Source organism: Streptomyces sp. XY431 (genome assembly GCF_001279805.1).
In the GTDB taxonomy this organism is placed as follows: Bacteria; Actinomycetota; Actinomycetes; order Streptomycetales; family Streptomycetaceae; genus Kitasatospora; species Kitasatospora purpeofusca.
Genome location: NZ_LGDO01000086.1, coordinates 17,015 through 32,161 on the forward strand (window position 1 = coordinate 17,015; position 15,147 = coordinate 32,161).

A 15,147-nucleotide genomic window follows, 5' to 3' on the forward strand; every position below is an offset into this window, starting at 1 on the left:
CGTCCGCGGCAGGTCCGGGCCTGCTACAGTCGTCTTAGTTGCAGTAGTGGTTCCCATGAACTTTGTGTGCGCCTGCTGGTGTTCGGCAGGCGCATTTTTGTTTCCCGGCTCTTCCCCGGGTGGGTGCTCATCGCGGTGACTCGGAGCGCGCACTGTGCACGTTCCGGAAAGTCCCCTTTGAAGGAGATTTCTTTATGGCTAATGGCACTGTGAAGTGGTTCAACGCGGAAAAGGGCTTCGGCTTCATCGAGCAGGAGGGTGGCGGCCCCGACGTCTTCGCCCACTACTCGAACATCAACGCCAACGGCTTCCGTGAGCTGCTCGAGGGCCAGAAGGTCGAGTTCGACGTCACGCAGGGCCAGAAGGGCCCGCAGCTGCCACGGCACCCGCCTGGTAGCGAGGGGCCCGAACCGCGTACATCATGTCCGGTCCGGGCCCCTCGGCATTGCGCCACGACGCGCATCCCGGGCCGTTCCGGCCCCTGGCTCGGCCACCGGCTGCCATCCCCACGCGAGACGCCCAGCGCCGCGTCCGGATCGGCGCCCTTCCGTGACAGTTCACGGTTCGAGGTTCCGCGCCCCCGCTTCCCGCGGTGGGCGCCGACTGCAGGTGACGTGCCGCACGGTTTCACCGTCCACGCTCCGCTCTCCACACTTTTCGGCCCGTTCCTCGCGGCCTCCTGCCTGCGCTCTGCGCTGCGGAGCCCCCTTGCGACGCGCCGTCCAAGGAAGGTTTCGCATGAACCGTTCCACTCGTTCCCCGTACCGCAACACCGATTCCCGCTCCGGGGGCTCCCGCCGCTCCTCCGGCGGCTCCTACGGATCCCGCTCCGGCGGCAGCTCCTTCTACGGCGACCGGCCCTCCGGCGGCCGTGGCTCCCGCCAGGGCTCCTCCTCGCAGGGCGAGTTCGCGATGCCGGTGAGCACCACCCCGTCGCTGCCGGCCGTCGAGACGTTCGACGAGCTGGAGATGCCGAAGGCACTGCTGTCGGTACTGACCCGCCAGGGCGTCACCGCTCCGTTCCCGATCCAGGCCGCCACGCTGCCGAACTCGCTGGCCGGCCGTGACGTCCTCGGACGAGGCCGGACCGGCTCCGGCAAGACCATCGCGTTCGGCCTCGCCGTGCTGGCCAGGACCGCCGGGCAGAAGGCCGAACCGCGCCGCCCGCTGGCGCTGGTGCTGGTGCCCACCCGGGAGCTGGCGCAGCAGGTGACCGACGCGCTGACGCCGTTCGCCCATGCGGTGCGGCTGCGGATGGCCACGGTGGTCGGCGGGATGTCGATCGGTCGGCAGGCGCAGTCGCTGAACCGGGGCGCGGAGGTCGTGGTGGCCACCCCCGGCCGGCTCAAGGACCTGATCCAGCGCGGCGACTGCCAGCTGGACGGGGTCGGCATCACGGTGCTCGACGAGGCCGACCAGATGGCCGACATGGGCTTCCTGCCGCAGGTCACCGAGCTGCTGGAGCAGGTGGCCGAGGGCTGTCAGACGATGCTGTTCTCGGCGACCCTGGACCGCAACGTCGACCGCCTGGTGCGGCGCTTCCTCAAGGACCCGGTCACCCACTCGGTGGACCCGTCCGCCGGAGCGGTCAGCACCATGGAGCACCACGTGCTGCAGGTGCAGAACTTCGACAAGAACGCCACGATCGCGCACATCGCCTCCCGCGACGGCGGGGTGATCATGTTCATCGACACCAAGGACGGCGCCGACCGCCTGGTGGACGACCTGCTCGCCAACGGCGTGAAGGCCGCCGCCCTGCACGGCGGCAAGTCCCAGCCGCAGCGCAACCGGACCCTGGAGCAGTTCCGCAACGGCCAGGTCACCGCGCTGATCGCCACCAACGTCGCCGCTCGCGGCATCCACATCGACGGCCTCGACCTGGTCGTCAACCTGGACCCGCCGAGCGACCACAAGGACTACCTGCACCGCGGCGGCCGCACCGCCCGGGCCGGCCGGTCCGGCACCGTCGTCACCCTGGTCCTGCCCAGCCAGCGCCGCGGGATGGCCCGGATGATGGCCACCGCCGCCATCACCCCGGTCACCACCCGCGTCAGCGCCGGCGACGAGGAGCTGGTCCGCATCACCGGTGCCCGGGTGCCCACCGGAATCCCCGTCGTGATCGAGGCCCCCGTCGTGGAACGGTCCCGCCGCGGCCCGTCCGCGAACCGCAACCGGCGCAGCCGCCCCGCCCGCCCCGTCGGCGGTTCCGGTGCCGGCGGCGGTACCGGTGCGGGTTCGGCGGGCCGCCGCCGGGCACCGAGGCGCGCCACCGCGGCCGTCTAGGGACCAGGTCCGGACCGGGAGCGCCACCCGCGCTCCCGGTCCTGCCCCGCCCCTTGCGCCCCGGCCCCTGTGCCCCGCCCCCGCCGGAACCGACCCTCTGGAGTCCGCCCATGACGCTCACCCTCGAACGCCCCGCGACCACCACCACGGTCGGCGACCTCATGCGCCACCCCGAGCTCCAGATCAGCGACGACGTCATGGTCGACGTGGCGATCGACATCCTGCACAGCTCCGGCGCCGATCATGTCCTGGTGCGCGACGACGACGGCTGCTGCGCGGGGCTGCTGACCCGCGCGCACCTCGCGCCGTTCGAGGTCCGCTCCCGGCTCTCCGAGCGGATCCCGGTCCGCGACATCGCCTTCGACCGTGCCCCGTTCGCCACCGCCGACCTGCCCGCCGCCACGGCGGCGGCCGCCATGCGGGCCCGGGGCCTGGCCGTGTGGCCCGTGGTGGGCCACGACGGCCACGCCGTCGGTCTGTTCAGCCTCTAGAGCGGGTCATCCGGATCGCGTCGGCACCACCCGGCGCGATCCGAACCGCTCGCGGGCTCGAAGCAGGCCCACCCCGACCGCACCCTGCCGCCCGGCCGGGGGCGAGGATTCCGGGGCGAGGACCCAGTGGCGGCCCTTGTTCTTGAATGGTCGCTCATGTATGTTCCTGCCATGCCCAGACCCCGTGAGTTCGACCCCGACGCCGTGCTCGACCAGGCGATGCGGCGGTTCTGGGAGCGCGGGTACCGAGCCACGTCCATCGAGGACCTGGTGAAGGCCACGGGCGTCAAACCGGGCAGCATCTACAGCGCGTTCCCGGGGGGCAAGCACGCGCTCTTCGTGAAGTCGCTGGAGCGCTACTCGAAGCTGGTCGTGCCGCAGAAACTGGGCGAGCTGGAGGCGGCCGGGGCATCGGTGGCGGAGGTCCGCGGCTACTTCGACGGGCTGGTGCGCGACCTGCTCGGCCCCGAAGGGCGCCAGGGCTGCCTCCTGGTCAACACGGCGATCGAGAAGGCCGCCGAGGACGACGAGGCGGCGGCCGTCGTGCGCGGCCACCTGGCTCGCCTGGAGCGGTGCATGACCCACGCGCTGGAGAACGCCGTCCGCCGGGGCGAGGTCCGGCCCTCGCTGGACGCGGGTGGCAGTGCCAAGCTGCTGGTCGCGACCTGCCAGGGGCTCATGGTCGTCGGCAAGGCCGATCCCGACGAGGCGGTCCTGCGCGCGATCGTCGACAACGCCCTCCTCGCACTCGCCTGACGACACGTCAAAGGGGCTGCCGTACGCGGCGGCCCCTTTTCTCGGCCCAATACTTGAATGACTACTCAAGAACGAGGTTCGGACATGAAGGCCATTGTCATCTCCACCCACGGCGGCCCCGAGGTGCTCACCGTCACCGAACTGCCCGACCCGGTGGCCGCGCCCGGCGAGATTCTCATCAGGATCAGGGCGTTCGGCCTCAACCACGCCGAGGCGTACATGCGCAGCGGCGCCTGGGGTCAGGTGGCCGCTGTGCCGGGGATCGAGTGCGCCGGCCTGGTCGAGGCCGACCCGTCCGGCGAACTCCCGCCCGGCACCAGGGTGGTGGCGATCCTCGGCGGCATGGGGCGGACCCGCAACGGCAGTTACGCGGAGCTGGTCACCGTCCCGGCGACGAACGTCGTGGCCGTGGACACGCGGCTGCCCTGGGCCGATCTGGCCGCGGTGCCCGAGGTGTACGCCACCGCGTACAGCGCCCTGCACGGCAACCTCGCCCTCCGGGCGGGGGAGACCCTGCTGGTCCGGGGCGCGACCTCGGCGCTCGGGCAGGCCGCGGTCAACCTCGGTGCGCAGCACGGAGCGAGGGTGCTCGCCACGACCCGCAACCCGGCGCACGCGCCCCTGCTCGGGGAACTCGGGGCCACCGGTGTTCTGGTCGACGACGGCCGCCTGGCGGCGGAGGTCGAGCGGCGGGGCGTGGTCGTCGACGCGCTTCTCGACCTGGTGGGCAACACCGTGCTGCGTGACTCGCTCGCCGCGGTCGGGCCGCGCGGTCGGGTCTGCCAGGCCGGCTTCCTCGGCGGATTCGCACCGGTGGCGGACTTCGACCCGATCGCCGACCTGCCCAGTGGCGTCCAGTTCAGCTTCTTCGGCAGTGCCTTCGTCCTGGGCAGCCCGGCCTTCCCGCTCTCGGCGGTGCCGTTGGACGCGATCTGCGCCCAGGTCGAGGCCGGTGTCCTGAAGGCCCGCCCCACCCGGGTCTTCGGCTTCGACGAGATCGTCGAGGCCCACCGGGTGATGGAGGCGGGCCGGGCCCTGGGGAAGATGGTCGTCACTCTCGACCGACCCGCCGGCGCCCGCGGCGCGGACGGCGTTCGCGGTTCGTAGGGCCGAGCGTTGCCGGACCGGCCCCGTCACCGGGCCGCCCCGTCACCGGACCGGCCCCGTCACCCGTTCGGGTGAACGCCGGGGTGTCGGGCAAGCCGGGCTGTCGGTGAGGCCGAAGGCATCACGTACGAGCCCGCGAGTGGCGGGCTCCGGGCGGGACAGGAGCACGATGCCTCCAGAGCACATCGACACCCGGCTGCTGGTGGAACTCACCGAGCAGTCGCAGGACCTGAACAGCGACGCGGCGCGGATCACGCGGAGCGCGCTGGCCGACTTCGGGCAGGCGGTCGAGCCGGTGCGGCGCCGGTGGTGGGAGCGCGGCGGGGCACTCGCCGCGGCGGTCGGGACGGTCGCGCTCCTCGGCGGGCGCCGGGCCTTCGCCGACAGCCCCTCGCCGTCCGGGTCCACGGCCGACGACATCATGGCGCTGCAGACCGCCGCCTCGATCGAGAACCTGGCGGTGAGCGTCTACCGGACCGCCGCCGGGCTGCCGTTCATCAAGGACGGCAACAAGACGGTGGCCGCGTTCATCGCGAAGACCACGCAGCAGCACCAGGCCCACGCCGAGGCGTTCAACGCCGCCGCGACCCAGGCCGGCGGCCGGGCCCAGAACGGCCCGGACCCCAAGTACAAGGCCGTGGTGGACCAGGCGCTGCCGGGCATCAAGGGCCCGGCGGACGTGGTGAAGCTGGCCATCACCCTGGAGGACGTGGCGGCGCAGACCTACACCAGGAACGTGTCCCAGGTGAGCAACGCCGACCTGCGCAGGCTCTTCGCCTCGGTGGCCCCGGTGGAGGCCCAGCACCGTGCCACCCTGCTCGCGGTGCAGGCGCTGCTGGCGGGCAACGCCGCCGACCTGGTCACCATCCCGGTGGACCCGGCCAAGCTGCCCGCGGCGGCCGGCAGCGTCGGCTTCCCCGACGCCTTCCACCACACCGACAACGCTTCCCCGATCAGCGAAGGAGCCGTGAAGTGATGACCACCGAGAGCGGCTGGGCGCTCCCCATCAGCGAGGGCGAACTCACGGGCCTGACGCGCGAGATGCACGAGGCGCACCAGGACACCCTGCCGGCCATGCGGGCCGGGGCCCTGGACCTGGTGGGGGAGATCCGGGCCCGTGCGGCCGACGGGCCGCGCGACCCGGGCCGGCGCCGGTTCCTGCTCGGCGCCGGAGGCGCGGCCGCCGCGCTGACCCTGGCCGCCTGCTCCAGCAGTGGGTCCGGCGGCTCGCCGGCGCCGGCCCCGGGATCGCCGTCCGGCTCGGCACCCGGATCGCCGTCCGGCTCCGCCTCCGGGCAGTACACCGGTGACCTGAAGGTCGTCGCGCTGGCCACCGCGCTGGAGAACCAGGCCGTCGGCGCCTACCAGGCGGCCCTGGACGCCGCGAAGGCGGGCAAGCTCGGCACCGTCCCCCCGGCGGTCGCGAGCTTCATCACCACCGCGATGGGCCAGCACGCCGACCACGCCAAGGTCTGGAACTCGGTCCTGACCGGTGCCGGCAAGCCCGCCATCACGGATGTGCCGCTGTCCAACCAGCCGGCCACGCTCCAGGCCCTGGGCGCGGCCACGGACGTCGCCACCGTCGCGAAGCTCGCCCTGTCGCTGGAGGACCAGGCCGCCCAGACCTATCTGTTCGCGACCTACAACGTCACCGGTCCCGGCGGGATCGCCACCGCCGCCAGCATCGCCCCCGTCGAGGCGATGCACGCCGCGATCCTCAACTACGTGCTGGGCCAGTACCCCGTCCCCGACGACTTCCTGCCCGTCGACAAGGCCGCCGGTCCCGGCCTGCTCACCGTCTGAGCGGGGTCGTCCGAAGACCGGTGCGGGCCCGGGTGCGGGATGTCGAGTCCCTCGCGCCCGGGCCCGCACCTCTGGGCCTCACTCCGGGGCGACGGCCGCCGCGTCCACGTTCGCGGCCACGTCGCCGCCCGTGACCAGGTGGGCGGTGCCGTCGGCCAGGCGGTAGGACAGGCCGACCACGGCGGTGCTGCCCTCGGCGACCGCCTCGGAGAGGCAGCGGGAGCGCTCCAGCAGCAGGTCGACGGTGTGCCGGACGTGCTCGGCGATGAAGTCGGCGTCCTCGGTGTGCCCGGCGGCGTTGGCGGCCAGCACGCTCGGGGTCACCCGTTCGACGACGTCCCGCACATAGCCGGGAGCCGTGGTTCCGGCCGCGACGGCGGCCCGGGTCGCGGCGACGGCCCCGCAGGAGTCGTGGCCCAGCACCACCACCAGGGGGCAGCCGAGCACACTGACCCCGTACTCGATGCTGCCGAGCACCTCAGGCCCCGTGACGTGGCCCGCGGTGCGCACCACGAACATGTCACCGAGCCCCTGGTCGAAGATGATCTCGGCGGCGAGGCGGGAGTCGGAGCAGCCGAACAGCACCGCGAACGGTGCCTGGGCGGGCGCGGTCTCGGTCCGGCGGGCGGCGTCCTGGTTCGGGTGCTCGGGTATGCCGGTGACGAACCGGTGGTTCCCGGCCAGCAGCGTCTCGAGGGCTTCGCGGGGCGTCAGAGGCAGTGTGTCGGTCATGGCCGCAGACTATGACCTTCCCGTTCGCCGGGCGCGGGCGGTACGGTCCGCCGGGTCGTGGGCGGACGGCCTGCCGGGTTCCCCCCGAGGTGTCGGCCGAGCGGCTCAGGTCAGCGGCAGCAGCATCAGGGGCCGACCGGTGGGACTGGCCGAGCCGCCGGAGGGTTCCTCCGTCACACCGACGCCGACGGCGCCGCCGACGCGCCCGGTGAGCAGCAGCTGCCCGTCGCCCGCGGGCAGCAGTCCGGCCGGGCGCATCGTGCCGCCGTCGCTGAACCAGAGCTGGTAGGTCCGCCCCGGGGACAGGACGGGCATGCCGGTGACGAGGAAGGCCGCCTGCCCGCGACCGGCCGACCAGACCACGGTGCCGACGGCCGTGCCGGAGGCCGCGGTGGAGGTGCGCGCGTCCGGGGCGGTCAGCACACCGGTGACGGCGGTCTGCTGTTCGCGCAGGCGGCCCGCCTGGGCCTGGGCCCGGTTCGCCCGGTCGTGCTGCTGGACGGCGAGGGCACCCAGGGCCGCGGCCACCGCGAGGCAGGCGGCCACCGCCGTCCGGGGCCATCGCGGCGCCGGACGCGAGGCGCGCCGGGCCTGGCCCGCGGACGCGGTCAGTGGCGGGAGCTGGCGGATCTCCCCGAGGCCGGCCAGCACCCGCGCCTTGAGCGCGGGAGCCAGGTCCACCGACTCGGCGGCCCCGAGCCGGGCCGCGGTCACCTCGAACTCGGCGACCTCCTGCGCGCAGGCCGGGCACCGGGCGAGGTGCCGCTCGAACGCGGCCCGCTCCTCCTGGGGCAGGGCGTGCACGGCGTACGCACCGGTGAGGGTGTGCAGGTCGGGTGCCGCGTTCATGAACCAACCCCCAAGCAGTCGCGCAGGCGGATCAGACCGTCCCGCATCCGGGTCTTGACGGTGCCGAGCGGGGTGCCCAGCACCTCGGCGACCTCGGGGTAGGTGTACCCCCGGTAGTACGCCAGGGTGACCGATTCGCGTTGGAGCCGGGTCAGCGATTCGAGGCACCGGCGGACCTGCTCGCGCTCCAGCCGGCCCTCGACCTGCTCGGCGACCTCGTCGAACGCGGGCGTGTGCGACCGCGCGGCCACCTTCTGCTCCCGGTCGGCGGCCGCCTGCACCGTCCGCACCCGGTCCACCGCCCGCCGGTGGGCCATCGTCAGCACCCACGCCATCACCTCACCGCGCTCCGGCTCGTACCGGGCGGCCGTGCGCCACAGCTCGAACATCACCTCCTGGGCGACCTCCTCCGACTGCGCCGGATCCCGCAGCACCCGCCGGACCAGGCCCAGCATCGGTCCGGCCACCGCGTCGTACAGCCGGGAGAAGGCCTCCTGGTCGCCGAGCGCCGTCCTGGCGACCAGTTCCTTGAGGTCCGGGCCCCGGTACCGGGGACCCGAGAGGTACACGACGGCGTTCACCGGCCCGTCCCCCCGCGACCGGCGGCACCCCTGGCCGCGATCGACAGCCGGGGCCTGCCGCCGGGTCGGCAGCTGCGCATGAAGACCTCCTGGGTCCAGTGGGAAAGCACTCGATCGTCATTCGCGGCCGTCGGGCCGGCGGATTGCCCGGCGGTCCGACGGTCCGGTGGGCCGGTGGGCCGGTGGGTGGGTGACGGGCGACGACCGTACCGGGGTGCCGGACAGCCGGTCCATCGCCGCGGGACCGGTGCTCCGGCCGCCCCGACCTCGGACATCGGAGCGGCCGTCTCGCAGAGTGACCGGGTACTCGTCCCCGGCCCCGGGCTCCGTTAGAGTCGCCGACATGACCCTGCTCGTGAGCCGCCGCCATGTCGACCATGGCCGTGCCACCACCACGGGTTGTCGCCGCGTCGCCTGACGCGGCCCGCACTCCGCCGACACCTCGTCCGTCGCACGAGGCCGGCCGCACCGGAACCCGAGCCGATCGGCCCCGTTCCCACCCGCACGCACGCACCTGAGCACGCCGCCGTACGCCGCCCCTACGAGCAGCGGCGTGCGTACGCGTGCCGCGCGCGAACGGGACGGCACGGCCGCCGGGTTCCCCTTCCCCCTCGACCCCAGGAACGGGATCCTCCATGCGCCCGCGCACCCAACGCGCCATCCGTACCGCACTGACCCTCGCCGCCGCGGCGGTGCTCTGCACGCCCGCCACCGCCGCCCGGGCCGCCGGCGGCACCTTCGGGCCGCTGCCGCCGCCGAACCCCGCCACCGCCGCGAACGGCACCGCGACGATGCACGGCGACAGCGCCTCCAGCGACACCACGCCCTACCCCGGACCCGGCAGCGGCGCCGTCAACTGGAGCCGTACGGCGCTCGCCTCGGCCTGCCCGACAGTGGTGATCGGCAGCGACCGCCGCCCGGTGGTCCTCTGCACCACGATCTTCGGGCAGACCCCGACCGTGCACCTGCTCGACCCCGGGACCGGCGCCGACCTCGCCGCGCTGGCGCTGCCCAAGGGCAGTCTGTTCGGCGGGGTCTACGCCTACCTCGACAACACTGACGCCCTGGTCCTCGTGGACGGCGGCAACAACCTCCTGCGGATAGGCCATCACCCCACGGCCGACGGCTGGAAGCTGACGGTCGACCGGACCACCCCGCTCGGGGCGGCCGTCCCGGCCGGGGACAACATCACCGGCCTCAGCCCCGGCTGGAACGGCCGGGTGTGGTTCGCCACCGGCGGCGGAACCATCGGCACGGTCGACACCGCCACCGGTGCGGTCCGGACCCTCAACACCGGCGAGGGCGTGCAGAACAGCATCTCCACCGTCCCCGGCCACACCGCCGTCGCCACGGAGCACGCGCTCTACCTGCTCACCGAGACCCCGGACGGCACACCGACCGTCGAATGGCGCGCCCCCTACGACCGGGGCCCCGGCCGCAAGCCCGGCCAGCTGAGCTGGGGGACGGGCGCGACGCCCAGCTTCTTCGGCCCCGGGAGCGGCACCGAGTACGTCACCATCACCGACAACGCCGCGCCGCACGAGAACCTGCTCGTCTACCGGGTCGCCGGCGGCCCGGACCCCGTCTGCACCACGCCCGTCCTCACCCAGTTCCCCGCGAGCGGGACCGAGGACGCCGTGATCGCCTCCGGCCGCAGCGTCTTCGTCACCAACACCTACGGCTACCCGTACCCCGCCCTCCCGGCCGGAGCGCCCGCCAGCGTCCCGGCCTCGGCCGGGTTCGACGGCGGGCTGAGCCGCGTCGACCTCGACGCCGACGGCAACGGCTGCCACCCGGTCTGGAACAGCAACGTCAAATCGGCCGCACTGCCGCGGCTCTCACTGGGGGACGGGAAGATCTACACCTTCACCGTCAGCGGTCCGACCGGCTCGGCGGGGGCGCAGACCTTCGCGTCCTACTCCTACGCCACCGTCGATCCCGGGACCGGCGCCCAGCTCTCCAGCTCCTGGATCGGCCTCGGGCTGCTCTACAACCCGCTGCAGATGACCGGCACCACCGGCCCGGACGGAACGCTCTACCAGGGCACCGAGACCGGGGTGATCAAGGTGACCCGCCGCTGACGCGCCGCAGCAGTCGCGGCAGCCGGGCCGCCCTCCCGCGCAAGGGATCGCGCGGGAGGGCGGCCACCGGCGTCTACCTCGGCAGCTTCACCGCGGCCGCCCTCGTCGTCCGGCTCCGTACCTGATCGACCGGAGAAGCCCCGGCCGCCGTGGCCCGGCCTGGGAGCGTCCGGCCTGCGAGCGTCCGGTCGCGGACGGGCGGCAGCCCGATCCGGGCCAGGTCGGAACGTTCGGCGCCGGGCGCGTCGAGGGACTTCGCGCGCTTGGCCGCATCGACGGAACCGGGTCCGTGGATGGTGAGCTCGAAGTCCTGGTGCGCCTTGGCGTCCGGCGCGAACGGCAGACGGATCCGCCCGTCCGCGACCAGACGGCGCACCTCGGCCCGGCTCAGGCCGAGACCGAGCTGGAGCAGCCGCTCCACCCGGACCGGCGCGGGCAGCTCGAAGCGCACCTGCACCGGGAGCGGGTTCGGGTCGTCGAGCGCGTACAGCGGCATGCGGGTCTCCAGCTCCCACGTCCCGGTCCAGTCGAGCCGGTACCGGTTCTTCGCCGCGAGCGACGCGCTCGTCACCAACTCCCGTACCGCTGCCGGGTCGTTGATCTCGTACGCGACCAGCCGGGCCGGCTCCAGCGTCGAGACGTGGGCGCGCTCGTGGACGGGCACCTTCGAGGTCCGGTCGCACGTGGCGCAGCTCAGCAGCAGCCACACGTCGAGCATCTTGCCGTTCGCGTTGACGCGGATCTTCCCCGAGGCGCGGTGCCGCATGCCGGGGCAGTCCGGGCAGGACCGGACGACGGTGGGCAGGGCGGACTGACGCACGGCCCACAGGGCCTTGCGGTCGGTATTCATATGTGTTGGGTGCTTTCAGGACTCAGCAGGAGGGCATGTCGAACTCACTCGGCGGCTCCCGCTTTCTGACGGATGCTCACGAGGGGCGCGACCCATCGCCCCGGGGCCGGGTCGTCAGGCTCCGAGGTCGATCGCGCGACAGGTACGTACTGCGTGGCAGTCGTCAAAAGTCCATGCGGGAGATCATGAGCGAGTCGCCTGCCCGCGGCAACCGAATTTCCCCGTTCCCTCGGGCGGCGACAGCTCACAGGTGGGACTACCGCCCAACGGTGCCGAGAATGCGGTCGGCCACCAGGTCCGGGCGGTCGGTCGGAAGTGCGTGGCCGGCACCGGGCACGATCTCCACCCGGGCCGTGGGTACGAGCTTGCCGAGCCGGTCGGCGACCTTGCGCGAGTCGTGCATGGCGCTGCGCGCCCCGAGCAGGAGCAGGGTGGGGGCACGCAGACGGTGGAGTTCCTCGTCGGAGAAGACCGGCGGCACCGGGAGTGCGCGGCGGAATCCCGTCGATGCGCGCATCAGCTTCATCAGTTCGCCCTCCAGGACGGCGCTGTTGCCGACCAGGCGGGCCAGCGGGGGGCGGAGCGGGCGCGGCGCTGTCGCGGCGAGGGCGCCGGCGATCAGCCAGGTGTAGAACCGGGCGCCGAAGTCGGCGAAGCCGGCGGGATCCACCAGGGTGAGGGAGGCGGTCCGTCCCGGGTGGTGGATCCGGTGGTTGAGCGCCAGCCAGCCGCCGTAGGAGCAGCCGACGAGATGGGCGGCCGTCACCTCCAGTGCGGTCAGGAGTTCCTCCAGCCAGGCGGCGCCGTCCCGGCCGTCGGCGATCGGTGCGGTCTGCACGCTCGCGCCCGGCTCGCCGACGGTGTCGACGGCGATGACCGGACGGTGCTGGGCCAGCGTGTCGATGTACCGGTGCCACATCAGTGCGTTTCCGCCCGATCCGGGCAGCAGCACGATCGGCTCGCCGTTCTGCGGCCCGGTTCGGTAGACGCGGGTGGTCCCGAACGCGGTCGGAAGGTCCAGCGCCGTCCGCGGCCCCGGCCACAGTTCGGCCAGAGCGCGCTCGTAGGCGGTGCGGAATCGGTCCCTGGCCTGGTCGTTCTTGAACTGGCTGATTCGCATGATACATGTGTATCACGGCATGATACGGGTGTACCAGAGAGGGTGTGCCAGGGAGGTGGGACCATGAACGCGCGGGTCGATCACGAGGAACGCCGACGGCAGATCGCCGAGGCGCTGTTGCGGATCGCCGACACCCAGGGGCTGCAGTCGGCCAGCATGAGGGCGGTCGCGGCCGAAGCCGGTGTCTCCCTGCGGCTGGTGCAGTACTACTTCGAGACCAAGCAGGGGCTGCTGCTGGACGCGCTGGCCAGGCTGTCCGCCCAGCTCCAGGCCCGCATGGAGAAGTGGATCGGCGAGGCGGGCTCCCCGCCCACACCGCGCGGCACCGTGACCGCGATCCTGTCCTGCATCCTGCCGACCGATCCGGAGAGCCGCCGGATCACCAGGACCTACGCCGCCTACTACACCCTGGTGCTCAACGACCCCGAGGTGCTGGAGAAGCACGGCGCGCGGCAGCCCGAACTGCTGGAGGGCTTCCTCGCGAAGCGCCTCGCCGCAGCTCAGCAGGCCGGGGAGATCGACCCCGGCAGGGATCCCGGGATCGCCGCTGCCGGACTGCTGGCCATGGTCAACGGTCTGGGCTCCAGCGTGCTGGGCGGCCAGCGCACCGGCGAGGCGGCGCTGGCGATCCTCGCCCGTCATCTGGACGAGCTGTTCCTTGACCCGGCCCCGTGAGCGAGGAGGCCGAACAGGACGTCCTCCTAGCACACCCGGGGCGCCCCGGGGCGGTTGTGCCGGTAATCCCCGGCTCTTCCGCCGAAGCCCGACGGGGCCGCGCGCCGCGCCTCTACAGTCGCCAGCCTGTCGCCACAGGTGGTGGCGCTACGGCTCGGCACAGGGAGGCCCGTTCATGGCCAACGAGTTCCAGCGGCGCAAGCTCCGCAACGTCTTCGCCGCCTTCGACACCGACGGGGACGGCTGCCTCCGGAAGAACGACTTCGAGGCCCTGGCGGAGCGGTGGGGCCGACTCCCGGCCGTCCAGCGGGACGCCGCTCTCGGAGTCAGGGTCGAGGCGCTCATGCTGGGCTGGTGGGACCACCTGCTCACGGTCGCGGACAGCAACCACGACGGCAAGGTCGACATGGAGGAGTTCCTGACCCTCGTCGACCGGCTCCCCGCCCTGCGCGAAGTGGTCACGGCGACCGCCGACACGGTCTTCGACGCGGTGGACGAGAACGGCGACGGCCGCATCTCGCGCGCCGAACACAGCCGGCTCGTCGACATCTGGCACGGCCGGACCGTGCCGACCGACGACGTCTTCGACCTGCTCGACCTGGACGGCGACGGCTATCTCAGCCGACCCGAATTCGCCCTCCTGTGGGAGCAGTTCTGGATCAGCGCCGACCCGTCCGACCCCGGCAACGCGATGTGCGGGCGCATCCCGGAGCAGTGACCCGGCACCCGCCCGGACCGGTCACAGGATGTTCCACACACCATCGAGGTCGCCCCGCCGCAACCCTCCGACCCGTCGCCGCACCTCGGCGAGCGCCGGGCTGCCCGCAGCGGCGCGCTTGGCATTCGTGGTGATCATCCGCAGCTCACGCAGGTCGCGCAGGACGGCGTAGCCGCTCCACGCCGTCACGTCGAAACCGTACGCGTCGGCGAACCGCTGGTAGTGGCTACGGCCGTAGCCGAACCGGCGGCAGTGGATCTCCACGGTGACGAGATCCAGCTCAGGAGGGCCGAAGCAGGCGGTGTCCCAGTCGCACAGCACCGCCGCTCCGCCGTGGTGAAGGGCGTTCCGGTGCTGGGGGTCGCCTTGGAGCAGCCCGGGACGCAGCACGTAGTCGACGTCGGCCAGTGCTGATTCGAGGGCGGACAGCCGCTGCCGCAGAAAGGCCGTTTCGGCAGGGGAGAGGTTCGTGATCGCCGCGATCGAGCGCCGGATCGCACCGACCGTGTCGAGCGGCCGGACGCCGAAGGGAGGCGGCGGGAGCCGGTGCAGCATGCGGAGAGGGACGGCGAGGTGGGCAGCCGGTACGGGATGCTCGGGCTGGGGGAGGTACTGCCAGAAGGTGACGGCGTGCACGCCGACGAGGACGGGCTGCTCCACCGGTAGCAGTTCGACGGTCGGGAAGCCTTGAGCGCTGAGCCACCGAACCAGCTGCACGGTGCGTTCGACGCCGTCCACGGGCGTACCGGCACGGGCAATCTTGGCAACCACCCCGGCCGCCTCGAGGAGGAACACGGCGTTGGTGTGGCCGCGCAACAGCTCGGCACCGGCCGGGTCCACGCCGATTCGGTGACAGGCGTCCGCGAGGACCGAGTGCGCCTCGGACTCGGCGAATCCGCCGATGACAACCGGAACAGTCATACCCGTCAGGCTGACGGGTGAGCGCTGTCCCTGTCACCTCCTCTCGGCGGGTCAGTTGCGGGTGGTGCGGCGGCGGGTGGTGTAAAGGACCGCACCGCCGGTGGCTGCCAGGGCGGCGGCGCCTATTGCGAGGGTGGTGAGGGTCCCGTCGTCGGCTCCGGTGGCGGCCAGGGCGGGGGC

General features: G+C 72.9%; 16 protein-coding genes and 1 pseudogene. 10 read left to right on the top strand and 7 right to left on the bottom strand.

All coding sequences use genetic code 11. The annotated features are described in order from the left end of the window. Window positions 1-194: 194 nt before the first annotated feature. The 7 genes and pseudogenes from ADK60_RS41750 to ADK60_RS12030 form a co-directional block, all read left to right on the top strand. A pseudogene (locus tag ADK60_RS41750) lies at window positions 195-374 on the top strand (cold-shock protein); the annotation flags it as partial. A gap of 364 nt (window positions 375-738) precedes the next feature. Continuing rightward, window positions 739-2,283 carry a DEAD/DEAH box helicase gene (locus ADK60_RS12005; RefSeq protein WP_053645542.1) on the top strand — a complete coding sequence of 515 codons (1,545 nt, stop codon included), beginning with the start codon at window positions 739-741 and terminating at the stop codon, window positions 2,281-2,283. A 110-nt stretch (window positions 2,284-2,393) separates the two neighbouring features. Continuing rightward, window positions 2,394-2,774, top strand: a complete 381-nt coding sequence (locus tag ADK60_RS12010; protein ID WP_052709544.1) for a CBS domain-containing protein — start codon at window positions 2,394-2,396, stop codon at window positions 2,772-2,774. 171 nt (window positions 2,775-2,945) lie between these two features. Then, on the top strand, window positions 2,946-3,530 hold the full coding sequence (locus tag ADK60_RS12015) for a TetR/AcrR family transcriptional regulator (protein WP_053645545.1): 585 nt from the start codon (window positions 2,946-2,948) through the stop codon (window positions 3,528-3,530). 84 nt (window positions 3,531-3,614) lie between these two features. Then, on the top strand, window positions 3,615-4,637 hold the full coding sequence (locus ADK60_RS12020) for a zinc-binding dehydrogenase (RefSeq protein ID WP_053645546.1): 1,023 nt from the start codon (window positions 3,615-3,617) through the stop codon (window positions 4,635-4,637). A gap of 169 nt (window positions 4,638-4,806) precedes the next feature. Further along, window positions 4,807-5,613, top strand: coding sequence for a ferritin-like domain-containing protein (locus ADK60_RS12025; protein WP_053645548.1), 807 nt, complete (start codon window positions 4,807-4,809; stop codon window positions 5,611-5,613). Further along, complete coding sequence (locus ADK60_RS12030) at window positions 5,613-6,440, top strand: ferritin-like domain-containing protein (RefSeq protein ID WP_234371045.1); 828 nt, start codon at window positions 5,613-5,615, stop codon at window positions 6,438-6,440. The genes ADK60_RS12025 and ADK60_RS12030 overlap by 1 nt, the downstream gene beginning before the upstream one ends. Before the next feature lie 78 nt (window positions 6,441-6,518). On the opposite strand, the gene ADK60_RS12035 is transcribed toward ADK60_RS12030, so the two are convergent. From ADK60_RS12035 to ADK60_RS12045, 3 genes are all read right to left on the bottom strand, one after another. Further along, window positions 6,519-7,172, bottom strand: a complete 654-nt coding sequence (locus ADK60_RS12035; protein ID WP_053645550.1) for a carbonic anhydrase — start codon at window positions 7,170-7,172, stop codon at window positions 6,519-6,521. Window positions 7,173-7,277: 105 nt separating this feature from the next. After that, window positions 7,278-8,021, bottom strand: a complete 744-nt coding sequence (locus ADK60_RS12040) for an anti-sigma factor (RefSeq protein ID WP_053645552.1) — start codon at window positions 8,019-8,021, stop codon at window positions 7,278-7,280. Then, the gene (locus tag ADK60_RS12045; RefSeq protein ID WP_107094587.1) at window positions 8,018-8,602 is read right to left on the bottom strand and encodes a sigma-70 family RNA polymerase sigma factor; all 585 of its coding nucleotides are present in this window, start codon (window positions 8,600-8,602) and stop codon (window positions 8,018-8,020) included. The genes ADK60_RS12040 and ADK60_RS12045 overlap by 4 nt, the downstream gene beginning before the upstream one ends. Before the next feature lie 635 nt (window positions 8,603-9,237). Between ADK60_RS12045 and ADK60_RS12050 the strand changes: the two genes are divergently transcribed. Then, window positions 9,238-10,683, top strand: coding sequence for a hypothetical protein (locus ADK60_RS12050; RefSeq protein WP_053645553.1), 1,446 nt, complete (start codon window positions 9,238-9,240; stop codon window positions 10,681-10,683). Between the two features lie 73 nt (window positions 10,684-10,756). Here ADK60_RS12050 and ADK60_RS12055 read toward each other — a convergent pair whose 3' ends face one another. Beyond that, window positions 10,757-11,533, bottom strand: coding sequence for a DUF1062 domain-containing protein (locus ADK60_RS12055; protein ID WP_079008284.1), 777 nt, complete (start codon window positions 11,531-11,533; stop codon window positions 10,757-10,759). A gap of 256 nt (window positions 11,534-11,789) precedes the next feature. After that, window positions 11,790-12,653: an alpha/beta fold hydrolase gene (locus tag ADK60_RS12060; protein ID WP_053645555.1), complete on the bottom strand. Its 864-nt coding sequence runs from the start codon at window positions 12,651-12,653 to the stop codon at window positions 11,790-11,792. 63 nt (window positions 12,654-12,716) lie between these two features. Here ADK60_RS12060 and ADK60_RS12065 point away from each other — a divergent pair, with 63 nt between their 5' ends. Next, window positions 12,717-13,328, top strand: a complete 612-nt coding sequence (locus tag ADK60_RS12065; RefSeq protein WP_053645558.1) for a TetR/AcrR family transcriptional regulator — start codon at window positions 12,717-12,719, stop codon at window positions 13,326-13,328. A gap of 175 nt (window positions 13,329-13,503) precedes the next feature. Then, a complete protein-coding gene (locus ADK60_RS12070; RefSeq protein ID WP_053645560.1) occupies window positions 13,504-14,046 on the top strand; it encodes an EF-hand domain-containing protein in 543 nt (180 codons plus the stop codon). Window positions 14,047-14,067: 21 nt separating this feature from the next. On the opposite strand, the gene ADK60_RS12075 is transcribed toward ADK60_RS12070, so the two are convergent. Both ADK60_RS12075 and ADK60_RS41755 read right to left on the bottom strand, forming a co-directional pair. Further along, on the bottom strand, window positions 14,068-14,967 hold the full coding sequence (locus tag ADK60_RS12075; protein WP_053645562.1) for a phosphotransferase family protein: 900 nt from the start codon (window positions 14,965-14,967) through the stop codon (window positions 14,068-14,070). 51 nt (window positions 14,968-15,018) lie between these two features. Then, window positions 15,019-15,138 (bottom strand): LPXTG cell wall anchor domain-containing protein, encoded by a 120-nt coding sequence (locus ADK60_RS41755; RefSeq protein WP_234371046.1) that lies wholly within the window; start codon window positions 15,136-15,138, stop codon window positions 15,019-15,021. Window positions 15,139-15,147 lie beyond the last annotated feature (9 nt).

What these genes read in the sequence shown, in the direction of transcription:
- ADK60_RS12005 (WP_053645542.1), top strand. Translation starts at nt 739, where the DNA reads ATGAACCGTTCCACTCGTTCCCCGTACCGCAACACCGATTCCCGCTCC.
- ADK60_RS12010 (WP_052709544.1), top strand. Translation starts at nt 2,394, where the DNA reads ATGACGCTCACCCTCGAACGCCCCGCGACCACCACCACGGTCGGCGAC.
- ADK60_RS12015 (WP_053645545.1), top strand. Translation starts at nt 2,946, where the DNA reads ATGCCCAGACCCCGTGAGTTCGACCCCGACGCCGTGCTCGACCAGGCG.
- ADK60_RS12020 (WP_053645546.1), top strand. Translation starts at nt 3,615, where the DNA reads ATGAAGGCCATTGTCATCTCCACCCACGGCGGCCCCGAGGTGCTCACC.
- ADK60_RS12025 (WP_053645548.1), top strand. Translation starts at nt 4,807, where the DNA reads ATGCCTCCAGAGCACATCGACACCCGGCTGCTGGTGGAACTCACCGAG.
- ADK60_RS12030 (WP_234371045.1), top strand. Translation starts at nt 5,613, where the DNA reads ATGACCACCGAGAGCGGCTGGGCGCTCCCCATCAGCGAGGGCGAACTC.
- ADK60_RS12035 (WP_053645550.1), bottom strand. Translation starts at nt 7,172, where the DNA reads ATGACCGACACACTGCCTCTGACGCCCCGCGAAGCCCTCGAGACGCTG.
- ADK60_RS12040 (WP_053645552.1), bottom strand. Translation starts at nt 8,021, where the DNA reads ATGAACGCGGCACCCGACCTGCACACCCTCACCGGTGCGTACGCCGTG.
- ADK60_RS12050 (WP_053645553.1), top strand. Translation starts at nt 9,238, where the DNA reads ATGCGCCCGCGCACCCAACGCGCCATCCGTACCGCACTGACCCTCGCC.
- ADK60_RS12055 (WP_079008284.1), bottom strand. Translation starts at nt 11,533, where the DNA reads ATGAATACCGACCGCAAGGCCCTGTGGGCCGTGCGTCAGTCCGCCCTG.
- ADK60_RS12060 (WP_053645555.1), bottom strand. Translation starts at nt 12,653, where the DNA reads ATGCGAATCAGCCAGTTCAAGAACGACCAGGCCAGGGACCGATTCCGC.
- ADK60_RS12065 (WP_053645558.1), top strand. Translation starts at nt 12,717, where the DNA reads ATGAACGCGCGGGTCGATCACGAGGAACGCCGACGGCAGATCGCCGAG.
- ADK60_RS12070 (WP_053645560.1), top strand. Translation starts at nt 13,504, where the DNA reads ATGGCCAACGAGTTCCAGCGGCGCAAGCTCCGCAACGTCTTCGCCGCC.
- ADK60_RS12075 (WP_053645562.1), bottom strand. Translation starts at nt 14,967, where the DNA reads ATGACTGTTCCGGTTGTCATCGGCGGATTCGCCGAGTCCGAGGCGCAC.